Consider the following 18,269-nt stretch of genomic DNA (forward strand, 5'->3'; position numbering starts at 1 on the left):
ACGGGGGGTACGGGTGGTAGAGGTCAGGACTTCTTGCGGGAAACCCCGCCCCTGCGCCCGATGTTGAAGTTCAGCCGGTACACATCGGGCAGGTCGATGGCCCCGGTGGTGAGCCGTCGGGTCAGGACGCCGATGTCGATGAGCTCCTCCAGGACGGCGAAGAGGTCATCGGGTTTGCGTGGCCCGCTGCCGCCGTCATCCTCCTGACCGTCCTGGCCGCTGTCCTCGGCCAGTTCCCGCAGCGCCGTGCTGAGCCCACCCTGATTCCAGTGGGCGATGACGACAGAGGGCTCCATCGGCACTTCGCCCCCTTCGAGTTTCCCGACTGCGGCAACCGCCCACGCGATGTCCTCGGTGAGCTCCTCCACACGGATGCGGGACGCCCCGTGCAGGCTCGCTCTTATGGCGTCGTAGTGGAGCGCGTACTCGTGTCCGGCATAACGCTCGGCGGAGACGACGGCGGCCTCCCGGAGGCTGTACAGCCAGGTACGGGGGCTGACCTCCTCTCTGCCGTCCTGGAGGTGATTGGGCACCCAGGTATAGGTGAGGCCCTTGCGCCGGTCGGTGCCCATGTACGGTCCGGCGATATCGCCGAATACGGCTTCCTGCCGTGTCTGGTCGGCGATGACGTCCGTCGGCGCGATGAACCTGCCCTCGCCCTCGTCGCGCCAACTGCCGGTCGCGGCTCGGAACTCCGCGGCTCCGGGACCGTCGTAGTTGCCCAGCTGGTGGAAGAAGAGTCCGTAGAGGTTCTCGCGGAGCCAGGTGAGCTCGGCGGTGTTCGCGGTGAGTTTCGAGGCGTCCGCGAACTTCTTGGGCGCGCTGTCGTACATGTCCGGGCGGATGAAGATCTTCGCGCGCAGAGCGGATGTGGTGAGCCGTAGTTCGAGTGCGACCTCGAGCAGGCCGGACACGAGCCTGTCCGCCTGCGTCCTGTCCCTGTGCAGGTGGTCCAGTGCGTCGAAGAGCAGGACCCGCGTCGTGCCCGCGTCGTGGGCCGCGCTGTCCGCTTCCTGGAGAGCGTCGTCGAGTGCTTCGGGATTGTCCCGTACCCAGCCCATCCTGCCGGACCAGTCACTGATGGCCGCGATCCCGGGCACCTGGAGCGCCATCAGAACGATCATGAACCAGAAGTCGACCGGATCGAATTCGTCATCACGCATCAGCCGGGCGATGACCCGCTTGGTCGGGTACGCGGCGTCGGCCGTGCGGTCCGCGGCGAAGCCGGTGGCGATCTCGACCCGGCGCAGTCTGGGCATCAGATACGAGGCCGCGGCGATCTCCCGCAGCCGGGGGTCGGTCAGTGCCTTGGCCCAGTACGTCTTGCCGGTGCCGCGTGCGCCCTTCACCACGGTGACGTCGGGAGCGAGAGCGAGCCGGTGGCTCGACGGGGTGAACAGCCGCCGCAGGTCCGGTTCCGTGGTGTTCGCGTCGACCGCGCCTTCCAGGGCCCTGTCGATCAGGGTGCGGTACTCGTCGGCGGTCAGGGGGGTCATGAGGGCTCCGGGTGCGGTGACGGCAGCAGCCGCTCCACCGTAGTCGTGAAGGTCTGGTAGACGGCCTCGACCATCGGCAGCTCGGGCCAGGCGCCGCTGCGCAGCGGGTCGAGTCCGATCAGGTCGTTGCCGAAAAGGATCGGGATGGGGGAGTGCGGTGCGTCTTCCGCGTCCGGTGCCGAGACGTACGTGCTGTCCGGCTCGTAGAGAGTGTCTGCGAAGAGGTTGTACGCCCGCTCCCGCAGGGCGAGCAGACGGTTGATGTCCCCGGCGGAGTTGAACATGGCAGCGACCACTCTGAGGCGTTCCACCAGGTCGCCGACGTGGTCCTGCCGTTGCCTCCACTGCTCGAACAGCATGCGGTACCCCTCCCAGGTGGAAGGGTTGTCCACGGTGAACAGCAGCGCCAGGCCGCTCAGGTGGGTCAGGGTGACGGCGGCGATGTCGTGCATGCCGGCACGGCAGTCGAGCAGGACGACGTCGGGGCGCCGGGAGAGCTCCGCGACCTGGTCCTCGCAGGCGCTGACGGCTTGCTCGAGCCGGGTGGCGAAGGGGCGCGGTCCTTCGCCGGGAGTGAGCGGGGCCAGGTCGCTGTAGATGCGGTTCAGTTTGGCGAGGTAGTCGCTGCGCTCGCCCGCGCGGGGCGTGCCTCCGGCAGGGGCGAACCACACCTCGCCGTTGCTCTCGCCCCGGACGGGCAGAGCGGTGCCGCGAGCGACCAGTTCGAGTCCCTCGGCATGCCCGACGGCTGCCTCGATCAGATGGTCCACGATGCCGTGCCGGGGGATGCCGCTCGGACTCTCCAGGAGGTTCGACACCCCGGGCGACTCCAGGTCGAGGTCGACCACGAGAACGCACCGTCCGCGGTCGGCCAGGTACCGGGCGAGCATCGCGGTGGCCGTCGAGCGGCCCACGCCTCCCTTGAACCCGTACATGGCGACGCGCCGGTCCCGGCGGTCCCAGTCGCCGTCGGACGTCGTACGGGCGGGAACGGGCGCACTCGTCCAGTCGGCCCCTATCACCGTGCGCTCCAGAGCGTGCACGCTGCCGGCATTTCCGTGGGAAGCGCTGACCTCCGTACGGTCTCCGCCGGCGAAGAAGAGGTCGGGGGCGAACAGGAGGCTGCCGAGGACGAGGGGTTCGAGGCCGGTGAAGGGGTGCGTCGCGGCCGCGAACCCGTCTCTCGCGGACACCACGTCCGGGGCGTCCGCCGCCAGCGGGTTCGCGCGGTCGTCGACGAGGAGCGACGCACGTCCCAGAAGGTCACGGGTGACGACGACGTCCATGCCGAACCGCTGGGCGGCCTGACCGGCGTGGGCGAGCGCCTGCTTCCAGGCCGCGTCGAATCGCACGGACGGCGGGGGAGGAGTGCTCATACGAAGGTGCCGGTTCCTAGGATGCGGGCCTGCTCGTGGGCGGCGATGAGGTCGTGGGCCGCCTTGAGGTGCCGGTCGACGAGCTCCTCGGTGAGTGTGGTGCCGTCGCAGTACCGGTCGCCCACGTTCCAGTCCGCGAACGGGTTCTCCCAGAGGAGCTGGGAGAACAGCAGGCCGGCGGCGGTGTCGTTGCGGCGGTGGGCCACGGCGGTGAGCTGTTCCCAGAGCGCGGGAAGGTGGCCGTGCTGGCCGTCCCAGTTCCGCTGCCTCCGGGTGGGATGCGCGAACTTCATCTCCGGGTGGTGCGGCATGCCGTTCGGCTTGAGCTCGGAGCCCAGGAAACGGATCAGGATGGCCTTGATGGCGCATTCCGCGGCCAGGCCGGCCAGGTGATCCGCCGATATCTGCCACCGCGCGCCCGTCGCGAGGACGGCCGACCGGTAATGGTGCACGCTCGCTCTGGCGAAGTCGGGCGGGGGCGAGGTAGGGGGCGCTGCCGTCACGACGATCACTTTAGTGGTGGGGGCGGAGGGCGCGGGAGGGCTTTGTGCACACGGGAACCCCGGCCTCGCCGGAGGGGCTGGCAGGATTGACGGGCCCGGCCGCCCGATGCGCGGCGGGAGAGGATGTGCAGCGGTGAGTAGGAACGAGATGGAAGCGGACGTGACGGTGGAGACGGCGGGTACGGCGAGGCTGGACAAGGAGGCCCTGGTCAAGGACCTCAAGCGGCTGGTCCTCGACCTGGAGGACGACCTGCGTGTCCGCAGTGAGACGGTCGACGAGTTCCGGGCACCCCTTGAGGAGGAGTACCGGCAGGCCAAGGAGGCGAAGCGGATCGCGGCCCCCTACGCCGCGTGGCGTGACGAGCGGGTCACGCAGGCCGCGGCGGCCTGGGTCCTCGCCTGCGTCTTCGTCCGCTTCTGCGAGGACAACGGGCTGATCGAGGAGCCCTACATCGCCGGCCCCGGTGAGCGCCTCGCCGAGGCGGAGGCCCGTCACGACCAGTTCTTCCGCGAGCACCCCCAACTCAACGACCGTGACTGGCTGATCGAGTCCTTCGACCACCTCGCTGGTACGAACGCGGCTGCGGCCGGCCTCTTCGACAAGAACCACAACCCGCTGTGGAGCATCACCCCCGGCTACGACTCGGCGACGAAGCTGCTCGCCTTCTGGCGCAGGTGGGGTGCGGCGGGCGAGATCCGTTACGACTTCACGGACCCGGAGTGGAACACCCGGTTCCTCGGCGACCTGTACCAGGACCTGAGCGAGCACGCCCGCAAGACGTACGCCCTGCTCCAAACCCCGGAATTCGTCGAGGAGTTCATCCTCGACCTGACCCTGGAACCGGCGATCGAGGAGTTCGGCCTCAACGCGGTACGGGAAGACCCCCTGGATCCGAAGGGCGAGCCGCTGCGCGGGCTGCGAACGATCGACCCGGCGTGCGGGTCGGGCCACTTCCTGCTCGGCATCTTCCACCGGCTCCTTGACAAGTGGCGCATCGCGGAACCGGGCACGGCCGACTGGACGTTGGTCCGGCGCTCCCTTGAATCCGTCCACGGCTGCGACAAGAACCCGTTCGCAGCGAGCATCGCGCGCTTCCGGCTCCTCGTCGCCGCGATGAAGGCGGCGGGCGAGACCAGGCTCGACAGGATGCGGCCCTTCCCGATCAACGTGGCGGTCGGCGACTCGCTCCTTCACGGGCGGGGTGCGACCGGCATCCAGACCGAGATTGAGCTGGACACGTTGTTCGCGGATGCGGTCGTGGGGACCGAGGGCGAGGACGGGGACGGGGAGACGTACGCGTACTCGACGGAGGACGTGTGGGAGTACGCGAAGCGGGCGGATCTGCTTGGGCGGGGCTCGTATCACGTGGTGGTGGGGAACCCGCCGTACATCACGGTGAAGGACAAGCAGGAGAACGAGAACTACCGGGCGGCGTACAAGGATGTGTGCGCGGGGACTTATGCCCTGTCCGTACCGTTCGCGGCGCGACTGTTCGACCTTGCGGTCAGGGGGCCGGGCGGGCGGCTCGGCGGGGGTGGGTTCGTCGGGCAGATCACGGCGAACTCCTTCATGAAGCGGGAGTTCGGCAAGAAGCTCATCGAGGTCTTCTTCCGGAACCGGGCCGAGCTGTCGCATGTGATCGATACGTCGGGGGCGTACATCCCGGGACATGGCACGCCTACGGTGATTCTGGTGGGGCGGAACCGGATTCCTAGTCCGGGGCGGACTGTTCGGGCGGTGTTGGGGGTTCGGGGGGAGCCGGGGCAGCCGCCGAAGGGGAAGGAGGCGGAGGGGTACGTATGGCAGGCGATTGTGGAGCAGGTGGGTCGGCCTGGGAGTGAGTCGGACTGGGTGTCCGTGGAGAACGAGGTGGCACGAACGTTTTCGTCGCACCCTTGGGCGGTCAGCGGCGGTGGAGCGGGCGCGTTGCAGGAGCTGATTGAGAGCAAGGCCGTGGCGGTGCTGCGCGAGCGTGTGGCTTCGATCGGCTTCGGTGCGGTGACGCGCGCGGACGATGCATATGTCTTGGGGCGAGGCGCACTGAGGCGAGCTGGCGTGCCCGATGCAATGAGGCGTCCCATGGTGGATGGGGAGACCACTCGGGACTGGCGGATTGTTTCGCCCACCGAGATCCTTTGGCCATACGACGAGAAAAAGCCCGACCGAGCGCGGAGCAATGATGCTGTGCTCAAGCTGGCCTGGCCGAATCGCCTGATCCTTCGCGAGCGTGTGGCTTATGGGAAGACTCAGCTTGAGCGGGAACTTGAGTGGTTCGAGTACTCGATGTTCTTCAGTCACCGTTACGCAGATCTCACGCTTGCGTTCGCTTGTGTTTCCACTCATAACCACTTTGTCCTGGGTAGGGGTAAGAAGGTCTATAACCGTCACGCGCCGTTGATTCAGATGCGTGAGGGGGCGGATGAGGATGCGCACCTGGAGTTGTTGGGGGTGCTCAATTCGTCGACGGCTTGCTTCTGGTTGAAGCAGGTCAGCCAGGACAAGGGGAATCGGGGAGGCGAGCGCTCGACCGGCAGGTATGCGTGGGAAAGCTTCTACGAGTTCACCGGGACGAAGCTGCAGGAATTTCCGCTACCCGGGGAGCTTCCGCTTGAGCTGGGGCGCCAGATGGACACTCTGGCTCGCGAGCTTGCTGACCAAGAGCCGCCTGCTATCTGCTCACGTGTGACACCCGACCGCACGCTTCTCGACGCGGCAGAGTCTGAGCATGCTCGTATCTGGCGGCAGATGATTGCTCTTCAGGAGGAGCTGGACTGGCGAGTTTACGGTCAATACGGATTGCTCAGTGGAGCTGAATTGGCGCGCACGACCGTGGGTGAAGCGATCCCTGATCTTCCTGAAGTTGACCTAGGCGAGAGGGCGTTCGAGCTGGCGATCGCTCCCCGGGCTGCTACGGACGAGGCTGTAGGGCAGTGGTTTCGGCGTCACGGTTCCACGCCCGTAACGGAGATTCCCCCGCACTGGCCCGAGTGGTACCGGAAGATCGTTCAGGCGCGGATCGACATCATCACCTCGCGGCCCAAGGACATCGGGCTGATCGAGCGGCCTGAGTGCAAGCGGCGCTGGTCCGCTGTGTCGTGGGAGAAGAAGGAGAGGGGTGCGCTGCGGGCCTGGCTGCTCGATCGGTGCGAGAGCGATGAGTTGTGGTACGAGCTGCGGGACGGGATGAAGCAGCCGCGTTCGATGACGGTCAACTACCTTGCGGACCAGTTGAGTTCGGATGCGGATTTCGTGTCCGTTGCGGCGCTCTACGCCTCCGACCACCTCGGTATGCCGGATCTGCCTCTCGCCCAGGTGCTGACCGAGGTCATCGCCGATGAGCACGTTCCATATCTGGCAGCCCTGCGATACAAGGACGCTGGGCTGCGCATCCGTGCCCAGTGGGAAGAGGTCTGGGAGAAGCAGCGGGAGGAAGACCGGGCGGGGGAGCGGCTCGATATCGATCCTCCGAGCAAGTACAAGACTTCGGACTTCCTGCGGACGTCGTACTGGTCGAACCGAGGAAAGCTCGACGTACCCAAGGAACGGTTCATCTCGTATCCCGATGCGAGCCCGGACGGGGACCCGACGCTGATGCTCGGATGGGCCGGGTGGGATCACAAGGATCAGGCTCAGGTGCTGTCCCAGCTCATCGATGCGCGGACCAAGAGGGACGGCTGGAGCACCGAGCGGATCGTTCCGCTGCTCGCGGGGCTGCGGGAGGTCATGCCGTGGGTGAAGCAGTGGCACGGGGAGCCGGACGCTGAGTGGGACGACGAGGTGCCGGCCGAGGTGCTTGAGGCGGACTATGAGGCGCTACTGCGCAGGCACGGTGTCGGTGAGGCGCAGTTGGAGGCGTGGCGGCCGGTGACGAAGCCGCGTGGGCGAAAGGCTGTCGCGCCGAAGAGGAAGCCCGTCGAGCAGGTCGAGTTGGGCGAGGAGTAGGGAAGCGGGAGGTCGGTGAGGCGGCAGAGCCCCTGCCGCCTTACCGACTCGGGCGTCAGGATCCCGACGCGTATGTGGTGAAGGCTGACCAGGCGTCGGGTGTCACGGTGAAGGGCCGGCGGCCGGTGTCCTTGGAGTCGCGGACGTTGACCGCGTCCGGGCGGACGGCGATCTCGATGCAGTTGTCGCCTTCGCCGCCGCTGTAGCTGCTCTTGAACCAGCTCAGGTCTTCCGTCGTACTCATAGCGCTCCTCGCATCTGTTCCAGCAGGCTCACCGTAGCCCGGCAATCCAGGGCCTGGGAACGCAGTTTGCCATAGCGCTGGAGGAGCACGCTTACGTCGCCCGGGGCCGTGATCAGGGCGCTGGAGCGATGTCCCTCGGTGTAGCCGAACCACTGGTTGCCAGGGCTTTCGGCCAGATACATCTCCCCTTCGAACCCGGCGTGATCCTCTTGCCGAAGCGGCATGATCTGGATCTCGACGTTGGTGCGACGGCCGATGAAGAGCAGGTGGTCGATCAGCTCCCTTGTGACGTCCGCGCCGCCCAACTGTCGTTCCAACAGCGACTGCTCGATGATGAAGCTGAACGCTGTGTTCGGGTGTGCGCACAGCACTGTCTGGCGCTCCAGCCGTGCCGTCGTCTGGCGCTCGATCTGCTCGTCCGTGAGTGGCGGCAGGTTGCGCTCGAACACCGCCCGGATATACCCCTCCGGCTGCAACAACCCCGGAACCCCCCGGCACTCATACGCGTACAGCGTGGTCGCCTCCTCCTCGATCCCCGCCCACTGCAGGAACCAGGAAGCCAGACCGGCCTTCCTGCGCAGGCTCTTCGCTGCTGCCGTGAGGACTTTTCCCGCGACCGGCCCCAAGACCTCCGCAGTCCGGTCCGGGAGGTTCTCCGGAGGGAACCGCTTGCCCTGTTCGATCTTCGCGATGTACGCCGCCGAGTACCGCACCCGCGGTGCGAACTCCTCCTGGGTGAGTCCGTCCGCCTCCCGCAGCGCCTTCAGGACGGCCCCGAACGTTCGGAGGCTGTCGGACAGTTCGGGTTCACTACCCGCCGCCATGTCACCGTCGTGGTCCGCCGTCATCGCCGCCCGCCTCCCGCGCTTCGATCAACTCACCAAGAGTTACGGGGAGTTACCCGCCCAGTCCAGAGCGTGAACCCATACAGATGGATCTGTACCAGTGGCGTTCCTGTCACCTGGGGTGGGGGCGCCGGAAGACTGGGCCCATGACAGCTCAGCAGGCCCAACCGCCCGTAACCGTAAGTGTGTTCACCCGTGCGTTCCCCGCGACTCCGCTCGGCGCGAGCCTCGCGCGCCGGTCCGCCCTGGGGCGGCTCGGCGACTGGGGCGTTCCGCCCGGCGCCCCGCTCCACGACACCGTCGCCCTGCTCGTCGCCGAGCTCGCGGCCAACGCCGCCCGCCACGGACGCGTACCGGGGCGGAACTTCGCACTGCGCGTGCTGTACGAGCACGAGAGTGCCGTCGTACGGATCGAGGTGTCCGACACCCACTCGCGGCGGCCCGACCCGTCGGACGTCGGCATGGCCGACCCGGACGCCGAGGGCGGCCGGGGGCTCGCCCTCGTCGAAGCCGTCGCCCACCGCTAGGGTGTCGACGACCGCACCGGGCCGGGCAAGACCGTATGGGCGCAGACCGAGCCGGCCGGGTCGTGAACCGCAAGGCGCGTCAGGCGGTCCGCCGTACCGCAGGTGCCTCGGCGACGAACGCCCGCAGTTCCTCCCGCCCGTTCTCCACGACGGCCAGGAGCTCCGCCGGTCGGACATCCGGCGGCAGCGGGACGTCGGCCACCAGGTCGAGCACCGTGCACGGGGTGTCCAGCCAGCGCGTGAGCGCCCGCCAGTGCTGGGCGAGGTCCGTATCTAAGGACGGATCCCAGGGGTCGGCCGCGTATGGGGTGCGGTCCCCGCCGTATGCGTGCAGCAGGCCCGAGCGGCGGACCAGGCAAGGGAAGCAGAGGCCGCAGTGCGGCACGCGCCGCAACCGCGACCGCCCGGGTTGCCGCATGGGAGACGAGCCGCAGCTCAGCGTGGCCTCCGCGACCTCGCGTGGCAGCCCTGCGTCCCGGGCCGCTTCGCACACCTCGCCCTTCGTGAGCGCCGCGAAGGGATTGACGACCTGGACCACCCGCTCCGGCCGGTCCGCGATCAACTCGATGACCCGGTTGAGGTGGTGCAGCGTCCACGGATGCACCGAGCGGGTGGAGCAGGCGCCCCAACGGGCCGCGGAGAGAGGCGGGTTGAGGGCGAGCTGCCCGTTCTCGGGTACGTGGACGACGGGAACGCGCTCCGCCGCGGCCGCATGGACTGCCGTCGCGGCGTACAGCAGGCCGCGCGAGCGGGTGGAGCGTTCGAGCGTGAAGGCGGCGCCCTTCGGCTTGCGTACCGTCTGGCTCTGCTCCAGGCGGCGCAGGTCGCGCTCACGCCGCCGGAACACCGCTTCGTACACGGTGTCCTGGAGCGACTCGAAGTTCCGCTCCTCGAACGTGACCAGGAGCAGCGCGTGCGGGCTGTGCACCGTGGCGCGCTGGGCCGCCCAGCCGAGGGAGTCGAGGCCGCCGGAGAACAGGGCCACCTCGCGGGCGTACCCCTCGGGGTCGAAAGGCAGCGGGCGGCGTCGGGGCCGCGCGTCGGCGTCGTAAGGGCGGAACTCGACCTCCCAGCGGTCGCCCGTCACCGTGGCGAGCAGCGCGGTGAGGTGCGGGAGGGCGCGGGTCCACGCGTCGGGAGCGGTGACCGGGACGGAGAGGCGGATGTGCCGGGTCCAGTGGTCGAAGGTCTCCTCCCGCGAGGTGCAGCGGTCCGCGGCGAAGACGGCACGGGCCACCCGCTGGAGGTCGTCCGCCCAGTCCGGGGCGGGAGCGAGGAGGTGGCGACGGTCGGGCGCGCGGGTCGGGGACTCCCAGTACAGGGCGTCGCTCAGCGGCTGCCAGCCAGGGTCGGGCGCCGGGGCACCCGGGTCGGGGAGCCAGAAGTGAAAGGCGGGGGTGTCCGTGGTCATGCGGCAGGTGTCCCCTCGTTCGACAGTGCTCCGGGGTTCTCGTCCGAAGCGGCGCCGGACGGGGTGAGCAGGCCGAGCACGCTGCCCACCGCACGGGGGACGAGGCCCCGCGCGACCTGCGTGAGCGAGTCGGCCGTCGGGTCCTCGAAGGCGGCGACCACGTCCCCGGCCTTCTCCGCTGCCTCCACCAGGCGCGCGGCCTCCTCGCAGGGGTTCGGCACCAGGTGCAGCACCTGCCCGGCGACCCAGTCCGCGATGTGGTCCTCAGGATCGGCCAACGGGAGTACCGGAACCACGAGTTTGATCTTTTCGGCGACGACGGCGCGCAGGAACTCGGCCACGACATCCGCGAAGAACCACTGGTAGAGGAGGCAGAGCAGGTCACCGGACCAGCCCTTGCCGTCCGCGGCGAGCACCTCCGGGTGCCGTGTGGCCATGCGGTCCGCGGTCGCCGCGGCAGCCCGTCGTACGGCCGCGTCGGCGACCGTGCCGCCTTCGCCGCCCACCGCCCGGACGAGCCGGGCAGCGAAGTCCGTACGGGGATCAGCCCCGAGAGGATCAGGCGGACCGTCCGCGGAGATGGTGCCCGGACCCGCCGCCAGGCTGTCCATGGCAGTCGTCAGCCGCTCACCGGCCGCGCGGGCGGTGTCCCGCAGCCCGAAGGCGGACGGGTCCGCTCGCAGAGTGCGATGCAGGACACCCAAGCAGTCCTCGGCGATCGGCTCCAGGTCCTCCAGGCGGCCGGACCGCCACGAGGAGAGCCGCTGTGAGACACGGCTCCACTCGCCGGCCGGCGTACCGGGGTTGCCTCTCGGCCCCGGCCACCGTGATGACGTACCCATCCGTCCTCCCCCGTAGGGCGCCCGTAGCCCTCTATTCAGGGGAACAGCGAGCCGGAACGCTGGATAGGGCGCGACTCGGCCATGGCCGGCCTGCCGGACCTCGGCCCCGGACGCGACGCTGCGTGAGGTGGCGGGGCCTGTGGGGCTTGAGTGGTCGCGGACAGTGATCGGCCGGTGCGTGAAGGGTGCGAAGGGCCGGTTCCGCACACGTATGGCCTGGCAAGATTGGCAGGGGGCGCGCCGCAGCAGCGTGTCACCGGTGTTGCCGGGGTCCAGCCGAGTGAGGGAATGATCGCCTGATGTCGACCAGAGAGCTCGTCCTGCGTGACGTCATCGCCGTCAAGGAAGACGTCCACGCCGGAAATTTCAAGGTCGATCTCTCTCAGGGCTTCAACGAGACCGATGCGCGGGTGGGCGAGTACGTCGTCACCGAGCAGCTGCAGAAGCAGTTCCGCAAAGCGCTCGGCCTGGTCGCCGACGCCGTGCGGACCGGAGACTCGCACGCCGCATATCTGCACGGTTCCTTCGGCGCGGGTAAGAGCCACTTCCTGACCGTGCTGCACGCGGCGCTCAACAACCATCCGGCGGCCCAGGCCAAGACCGGCCTCGCCGAGGCCATGGCCGAACACCAGGACTGGCTGCCGAGCAGCCGCTTCCTGATGGTGCCCTACCACCTGGTCGGCTCCGCGGACCTGGACTCCGCGCTGCTCGGCGGCTACGTGCACACCGTGCGTCGGCTCCACCCCGAAGCGCCGACCCCTGCCGTTTATCGGGCCGATGCACTACTCGCCGATGCGCAGCGCCAGCGCGACTTCCTTGCCGATGACGACAAGTTCCGGCAGTGGCTCGGAGCCGGAGCGCCGACTGAGCGGACCGCCGCCGCGGCGGACGAGGACGCCGACGATGTGGCCGTCATCGACGCGGGTACGGGCGACATCGCCGTCCCGCTCGACTGGAGCACCGCCGAGCTGGACGCGGCCTTCGAGGCGAAGGCCGGCGATCCGGAACGCGACCGGTTGGTGTCAGCGCTGGTCAGCGGCCCCATGGCTGCGTACGCCCAGGCGGCTCGTGGTGACAAGGACTCCTTCATCCCGCTGGAGAACGGCCTGAAGGTCATCTCCCAGCACGCCAGGTCTCTCCACTACGACGGGGTCGTACTCTTCCTCGACGAGCTGATCCTCTGGCTCCAGGCGCACATGGGGGAGCAGGACTTCGTACGCGACCAGGTGCAGAGGCTGGTCAAGCTGATCGAGTCCGCCGACCCGAGCCGCCCGGTGCCGATCGTGTCGTTCATCTCCCGCCAGCGTGACCTGTCCCAGTTGATCGGTGCGGACGTCGCGGGCGCCGAGGTGCAGAACCTCGAGCAGCAGATCGACTACCTCGCGGGGCGGATCGACGTCGTCGAGCTGGAGGACAGCAACCTCGTCGAGATCATCAAGCACCGGGTCCTCGCCCCGCGGGCCGGGATGGAGCAGGCGCGCGACGACGCGTTCAAGCTCGTCGAGTCCTCCAGGGACGAGGTGCGGCAGGTCCTGCTCGACGCGCAGGGCCGTACCGAGGCGAACTGGGACGACTTCCGCACGCTCTACCCCCTGTCTCCCGCCCTGCTCAACGTCCTGGTCGACCTCTCCGGGGCGCTGCAGCGGGAGCGGACCGGTCTCAAGCTCGTACAGGAACTCCTCGGGCGCCGTCTCGACGACCTCAAGCTGGGCGAACTCATCCCGATAGGGGACCTGTGGGACGTCATCGCGCAGCGCACCGGCGAGGCGTTCACGGCCAAGCTGAAGGCGGAGGCGGAGACCGCCCGGCGCTTCCACGACCGGGTACGCGACCACCTTCTGACGAAGTACGGATCGGCCGACGACAAGCGTTTCCAGACCGACGACCGGCTCATCAAGACGCTGCTGCTCGCCGCCCTCGCCCCGCACGTTCCCGCCCTGTCCCGGCTCACCGGCGGCAAGCTCGCGGCCCTGAACCACGGCACCATCCGGACACGGGTCGGCGACGCGGGCTCGGTCGCGGTCAAACGGCTGCAGGAACTGCAGTCCGAGGGCTTCGACGGGGAACTGCGCAGCGAGGGCGACAGCACCGACCCGATGTTCCATCTGCACCTGTCGGACCTCGACGTCGAACCGCTCCTCGAAGAGGTGCAGGGCGTCGCGGACCAGACCGGCTACCGGCGGCAGTGGATCAAGGACCAGCTGTGGGCCGCGCTCGGAATCCCCGACACCCAGGCGTTCGTCTGTGTACGGGAGGTCGTCTGGCGCGGGACGAAGCGCACCGCCGAGTTCGTCTTCGGCAATGTGCGTGACCCCCATCTGCCCGACGAGCAGTTCAGGCCGCAGCTGGGCAGCGACCTCAGGATCGTCATCGACTATCCCTTCGACGACGGCGACCACTCGCCGATGGACGACGTGCAGCGGGTCGACCGGATGAAGCGGGCGGGAAAGACCCACCCCACCGTCGTCTGGCTGTCCGACTTCCTCTCCGAGCAGAAGAGCCGCAACCTCGGACGCCTACTGAAGATCAACTACCTGCTCGAGCGGGACCGGCTCGAAGAGCACACGGCCACGCGCCCCGCCGAGGAGCGCGCCCAGATCCGCAACCAGCTCAAGGCGTCCAGGGACAACCTCACCGGTCAGCTCATCGAGGCGCTCCAGCAGGTGTACGGAATCGCCCGGGCCGAACCCGGCACCACCGGAGCCGAGGTCCCCGAAGGCAAGCACCTGCTCACCCTCCAGCCTGGTTTCGCCCGCACCAACCCCGAGGCAGCGGTCAGCTTCGAGGAGAACCTGTACTTCGTCGCGGACGACATCCTCGCGGCCCGCCATCCCAAGCACCCGGACTTCGATCCGCGCCTCACCCGCAAGGCCATCACCAAAGCCGAGCTGAAGACCACGCTGACGTGGATCAACCGGGCCATGGCGGACGGCGGCCGCCGCGTCGTCGTCGACGGGCATCAGCTGGCCACCGTACGGAAGATCGTCCACGCCCTCGGGCTCGGCGAAGTGCACGACGGACCGCTCAACGTCACCAACGACTGGCGGCTGCGGATCAACAAGAAGGCCGCGGAGAATCCCGACGTCGGCCCCGACCTGTCGGTGGAGGACATCCGTACTTGGATCGAGGAGCTCGGCTACACCGGCCTCGACCGCAACGTCAGCAACCTGGTCATCGCGACCTACGCCCTGCTCGACGACCGCACCTGGGTCTACCAGACCTCGCCGCTGACCGAGGCCCCCGACCTCGAACGGATCGGGCAGGGGTACGGGCTCCGGGCGGTGGAACTCCCCAGCGAGGAGGAGTTCAGCACTGCCCTGGGACGCGCGGGGAAGATCTTCGGCAAGACCGTCTCACGCGTGCTGTTCGCCCGTAACGTCGCGAGTCTCGCGGAGCAGGTCCGCAAGGTCGCCGAGGACAATCAGCGGGCGGTCGGCGATGCCCGCACCCTGCTGCAGGACAACGCGGCACGCCTCGGCCTGGCAGGGCCGGGGGGCGCGGACTCCCCGCGCATCAGGTCCATGAAGGCCGCGGCCGATCTCGTCGCGCGCCTGCTGCGCACCGATTCCCCCGCTGCCCTGGTGCGGGAGCTGGCCGCCGCCGCGTATGACGTCACGGACGGAGAGATCGGTGCAGCGCTCGTACAGGCCCCCGAAGTGCTCACCGCGCTGCGCTCGCCCGACTGGACGGAGGACCTCGACACGGTCCGCTCCCTCACGAACCGGGGCGACAGTGTCGGGGAGCGCGCAGGTCGGCTCCTCGAACAGGTCTCCCGGACCGCCAACGAGCACGAGGAGGAGTCCTCGCTCGTTCCCGTACTGGACGGGCTGCGGGACAGCACCAAGGCGCTGATGCGGGAGGTGGCCCGGCTCGCTCAGGCAGCCCCGCCCGTCACGCCCGTGGAACCGGCGGTGCCCTCGGAGCGCACCGCCCAGGACGTCAGCCTCACCGAGCACGGGAATCCGAGCGTCCCCGCACCTCCCGCCACGGCGCCGCCCACCGATAGCACGGGCCACGGGACCGCGCCCGAGCCCACGGGCCGCCCGGAGGCTCCTCGCGCCGTGCATGTGGTCGAACCCACGCGGCTCGAAGCGACGCTGGCCGCCACGGTCACGCGCATCGAGGACGAGATTCGGACGTTCCTGCTCGCCCATCCCGACCGTCGGGTCCAGGTCACCTGGAAGCCGGTCGCCGCCGAGGGCAGCGACAGTGAAGGGACCGGAGACTGATGGCCCCCGCCGCGCCCCGGGTCGGACGCCGCACCGTCGAAGCGCTCCTGACCGCGCACAAGGACAGCCTGCGTGAACGCAGCCTGGTCCTGATCCACGGCCGCTACCTTCCCGGAGCGCCCACCCGGTTCACCACCGCCGTCGAGAACGAGCCCCGCCGCGTGCAGGTCCGCGACGAGTCCTCCGTCCTCGGCGTGACGGCAGCCTGGCACGATCACCGGGATTCGGCCGGACCGGGCGACGTCCTCGTGGTCACCACCGGAGTCGACGACGAGCAGCTCGGCTGGGACCTGCGCGGGCAGGCCATTCTCCGCCGCACGCTCACCGTCGAGAACGCGGAGGTCGTCACCCAGCGATTCGGCGCCACCGGCCTCGACGTCCGCATGTACGGCATGGAATGGCTCCTGGAAGCCCTCCTGGACGCCGAACCTTCTGACGCCGGCTGGCCCCGGGTCGGAGGGCTGCTCACCCTCGACACCGCATTGCGTGCGCTGGCCGTGCAGCGGCTCGGCCTCGGCTCCGGCTCCGGTGAGGGCGGATCCGCGACCGGTTCCCAGGCACAGCCGCCCACGCTCGACACCGACACCCTCCTCGCCTGGTCGCGCACGCCGGCGGGCCCACTCCGCTTCGCCGAACTCCCCCTCGCCGAACGCGCCGAACTGAAGAAGTGGCTCGGCGACGCCGCGGGCCACGCGGCGCCGGTGCTCCTCTCCCTCGCGGAAGCCGGACTCGGCCACGACGCCATGGCGCTCGGCGTCCTCGCGGCGGTCCTGAGGGACCCGGCGGTGGCTCCCGACACCGCCCTCACGATCGGCGGCCTCTTCGGTCAGGTCATGCCCCGCCGGGCTGCCCTCAGTGCCTTCACCGACGCGGTGGAAGGGACCTTGACCCGCTGGATCGCCCAAGCCAGGACTAGCCCGGCTGCCCGACGCCAGGTTTTCGCCGTACTGGACCGTGCCGACCAACTGGCCGAGACAGCGGGTCTCGCCGAGACCCTCACCGGGAGCCGGTTCCTGCCCACCGGCTTCGCCGCGCAACTCGGCCGGACCGTGGCCGAAGCACGCCGTTCCTCCACGGCGGGAGAGACCGCGCTCGCAGATCTGGCAGGACACGGCCTTGCCGCCCTCTACCCGGACCGGGTGCAGATGGCCGAGATGGCGGTGCGCATCGCCCGCTGGCTCGAACAGCCCGAACCGGCCGTGCCCACGGTGGAGAGCGGCATCCGCTCCCAGATCACCGACTGGGGGTGGGCCGATCGCGCGCTCACCCTCCTGTGGGCGGGGGACCCGGGCGGTGATCTGGCCACAGGTCGCGAACTGCGGGGCCTTTACGAGAGGGGCCGGGCGCGCAGAGAGGCCCTCGACGAGCAGTTCGCCCGCCATCTCGCTGCCTGGTCGTCCGCATACGCCACCGCGCGCCGGCCACACGACGCCCTGGTCATCGAGAACGTCCTGGAGACGGCGGTACGTCCACTGGCCGGTGCGGGAGCGCCCCTGGTCGTCGTACTCGACGGGATGAGCTGCGCGGTCGCCATACAGCTCGGCGAGGAAGCCGAACGCGAAGGCTGGCGGGAAGTCGTGCCGGGACCGGCCGACGGACAGTCGGCAGCCCGGACGGCCGCGGTATCCATGCTGCCCTCCGTCACCCGGACGAGCCGCGCCTCGCTCCTCACGGGAGAAGCCGTACAAGGAGGGCAGTCCGTGGAGGCCGCGGGCTTCAGCGCCTTCTGGAAACGCCACCACAAGGAAGCCGCTCTTTTCCACAAAGCGGACATCGGTGGCGAGACGGGCCATGCTCTTTCCCACGAGCTCATGGGGGCACTCGCCTCCGAGGCGGTCGTCGGCGTCGTCCTGAACACCATCGACGACGCGCTCGACAAGGGACAACAGGGGCGCGGCACGAGCTGGGGCCTCGATGACATCACCCACCTGCGGGACCTGCTCTCAGCCGCCAGGAGTTATGGGCGACCGGTCGTGCTGGTCGCCGACCACGGACACGTCCTGGAACGCGGCGGCCGGAGCGGGAGTGCGGAGGCGCACGTGTCCGGAGCCGTCTCGCCACGCTGGCGTACCGGCGGGCCGGCCCGGGACGGAGAGATCGAGATCCGGGGAGAGAGGGTCCTGGAAGGCGCCGGAAGCGTTGTCGTGCCGTGGCGTGAGGACATCCGGTACACCGGACGCAAGGCCGGCTACCACGGAGGCGCGTCTCTCGCTGAGGTGACGGTCCCGGTCCTCACCCTGGTCGCTGTCGCCGAGCAGACACCCAAGGGCTGGGTCGGGCTCCCGCGGGAGCAGTCGACCCCCTCGTGGTGGAGTGAGCCCCTGCCGGCGGACGAGTCCACGAGGGCCGCCCTTCCCGCAGCCGGGCGTGCGGGAGCCGCCCCGCCGACAGCGCCGACAGCGCCGCGTCAGGACGCGACCGGCACCGAGGCCCGCAAGAGTTCTCCCGCCGTGCTCCGAGCCACCGTCGGCGGCCTGGGCAGCGAGGTGGTGGCGAGCGAGGTCTACGCGGCGCAGAAAGAATACGTCCGCAAGGCGCCGGAGGCGAAGGTCGTCGCCGCGGTCATCGACGCTCTCGTCGCCGCGGGCGGCACCATGTCCCCGGCGGCGCTCGTCGCGGCCATCTCGGCGACCGGACGTGTCCGGCGCAACATCGAGGGATTCGTCGCAACGGTCCAGCGCCTGCTGAATGTCGAGGGTTACCCCGTCCTCGGGTTCGTCGACGCGGGACATGCGGTGAAACTCGATGTTCCGCTGCTGCGCGAGCAGTTCCTGCCGCAGCCGCAGCCGCAGCCGCAGCCGCAGCCGCAGCCGCAGCCGCAGCAGCAGCAGCCGAAGCCGAAGGAGTAACGAG

11 protein-coding genes are annotated in these 18,269 nt (G+C 69.3%); 4 read left to right on the forward strand and 7 right to left on the reverse strand.

The genetic code is table 11. From position 1 onward, the window contains the following. Positions 1–23 precede the first annotated feature (23 nt). From CG723_RS29535 to CG723_RS29545, 3 genes are read right to left on the reverse strand one after another with little or no spacing between them, the layout of a single operon-like run. Complete coding sequence (locus CG723_RS29535; RefSeq protein WP_100596566.1) at positions 24–1,496, reverse strand: AAA family ATPase; 1,473 nt, start codon at positions 1,494–1,496, stop codon at positions 24–26. After that, positions 1,493–2,872, reverse strand: coding sequence for a ParA family protein (locus tag CG723_RS29540; protein ID WP_100596567.1), 1,380 nt, complete (start codon positions 2,870–2,872; stop codon positions 1,493–1,495). The genes CG723_RS29535 and CG723_RS29540 overlap by 4 nt, the downstream gene beginning before the upstream one ends. After that, complete coding sequence (locus CG723_RS29545) at positions 2,869–3,375, reverse strand: hypothetical protein (RefSeq protein WP_159032576.1); 507 nt, start codon at positions 3,373–3,375, stop codon at positions 2,869–2,871. The genes CG723_RS29540 and CG723_RS29545 overlap by 4 nt, the downstream gene beginning before the upstream one ends. A 133-nt stretch (positions 3,376–3,508) precedes the next feature. On the opposite strand from CG723_RS29545, the gene pglX reads away from it, so the two are divergent. Continuing rightward, positions 3,509–7,318, forward strand: coding sequence for a BREX-2 system adenine-specific DNA-methyltransferase PglX (gene pglX, locus CG723_RS29550; RefSeq protein ID WP_324905155.1), 3,810 nt, complete (start codon positions 3,509–3,511; stop codon positions 7,316–7,318). Between the two features lie 55 nt (positions 7,319–7,373). Here the strand turns inward: pglX and CG723_RS29555 are convergent, their stop codons facing one another. Both CG723_RS29555 and CG723_RS29560 read right to left on the reverse strand, forming a co-directional pair. Then, a complete protein-coding gene (locus CG723_RS29555; protein ID WP_100596570.1) occupies positions 7,374–7,562 on the reverse strand; it encodes a DUF397 domain-containing protein in 189 nt (62 codons plus the stop codon). Further along, positions 7,559–8,410 (reverse strand): helix-turn-helix domain-containing protein, encoded by an 852-nt coding sequence (locus CG723_RS29560; RefSeq protein ID WP_100596571.1) that lies wholly within the window; start codon positions 8,408–8,410, stop codon positions 7,559–7,561. Before CG723_RS29560 ends, CG723_RS29555 begins: the two co-directional genes overlap by 4 nt. A 143-nt stretch (positions 8,411–8,553) precedes the next feature. Between CG723_RS29560 and CG723_RS29565 the strand changes: the two genes are divergently transcribed. Further along, entirely contained in the window at positions 8,554–8,934 is a 381-nt protein-coding gene (locus CG723_RS29565) for an ATP-binding protein (protein ID WP_100596572.1), read from the forward strand. Between the two features lie 79 nt (positions 8,935–9,013). Here the strand turns inward: CG723_RS29565 and CG723_RS29570 are convergent, their stop codons facing one another. Next, positions 9,014–10,345: a 7-cyano-7-deazaguanine synthase gene (locus CG723_RS29570; RefSeq protein WP_100596573.1), complete on the reverse strand. Its 1,332-nt coding sequence runs from the start codon at positions 10,343–10,345 to the stop codon at positions 9,014–9,016. After that, positions 10,342–11,187: a hypothetical protein gene (locus CG723_RS29575; protein ID WP_100596574.1), complete on the reverse strand. Its 846-nt coding sequence runs from the start codon at positions 11,185–11,187 to the stop codon at positions 10,342–10,344. Before CG723_RS29575 ends, CG723_RS29570 begins: the two co-directional genes overlap by 4 nt. 299 nt (positions 11,188–11,486) lie before the next feature. Here CG723_RS29575 and CG723_RS29580 point away from each other — a divergent pair, with 299 nt between their 5' ends. Together CG723_RS29580 and pglZ are read left to right on the forward strand one after the other, a co-directional pair. After that, positions 11,487–15,416, forward strand: coding sequence for a PglY protein (locus CG723_RS29580; protein ID WP_100596575.1), 3,930 nt, complete (start codon positions 11,487–11,489; stop codon positions 15,414–15,416). After that, the gene (gene pglZ / locus CG723_RS29585; RefSeq protein WP_100596576.1) at positions 15,416–18,265 is read left to right on the forward strand and encodes a BREX-2 system phosphatase PglZ; all 2,850 of its coding nucleotides are present in this window, start codon (positions 15,416–15,418) and stop codon (positions 18,263–18,265) included. The genes CG723_RS29580 and pglZ overlap by 1 nt, the downstream gene beginning before the upstream one ends. The last annotated feature ends 4 nt before the right edge of the window (positions 18,266–18,269 follow it).

The organism is Streptomyces sp. CB01635 (genome assembly GCF_002803065.1).
Classification (GTDB): Bacteria; Actinomycetota; Actinomycetes; order Streptomycetales; family Streptomycetaceae; genus Streptomyces.

Excerpts from the sequence above, each read along its gene's own strand:
- CG723_RS29535 (WP_100596566.1), bottom strand. The coding sequence starts at position 1,496 with ATGACCCCCCTGACCGCCGACGAGTACCGCACCCTGATCGACAGGGCC.
- CG723_RS29555 (WP_100596570.1), bottom strand. The coding sequence starts at position 7,562 with ATGAGTACGACGGAAGACCTGAGCTGGTTCAAGAGCAGCTACAGCGGC.
- CG723_RS29565 (WP_100596572.1), top strand. The coding sequence starts at position 8,554 with ATGACAGCTCAGCAGGCCCAACCGCCCGTAACCGTAAGTGTGTTCACC.
- CG723_RS29540 (WP_100596567.1), bottom strand. The coding sequence starts at position 2,872 with ATGAGCACTCCTCCCCCGCCGTCCGTGCGATTCGACGCGGCCTGGAAG.
- CG723_RS29570 (WP_100596573.1), bottom strand. The coding sequence starts at position 10,345 with ATGACCACGGACACCCCCGCCTTTCACTTCTGGCTCCCCGACCCGGGT.
- CG723_RS29560 (WP_100596571.1), bottom strand. The coding sequence starts at position 8,410 with ATGACGGCGGACCACGACGGTGACATGGCGGCGGGTAGTGAACCCGAA.
- CG723_RS29580 (WP_100596575.1), top strand. The coding sequence starts at position 11,487 with ATGTCGACCAGAGAGCTCGTCCTGCGTGACGTCATCGCCGTCAAGGAA.
- CG723_RS29575 (WP_100596574.1), bottom strand. The coding sequence starts at position 11,187 with ATGGGTACGTCATCACGGTGGCCGGGGCCGAGAGGCAACCCCGGTACG.
- pglZ (WP_100596576.1), top strand. The coding sequence starts at position 15,416 with ATGGCCCCCGCCGCGCCCCGGGTCGGACGCCGCACCGTCGAAGCGCTC.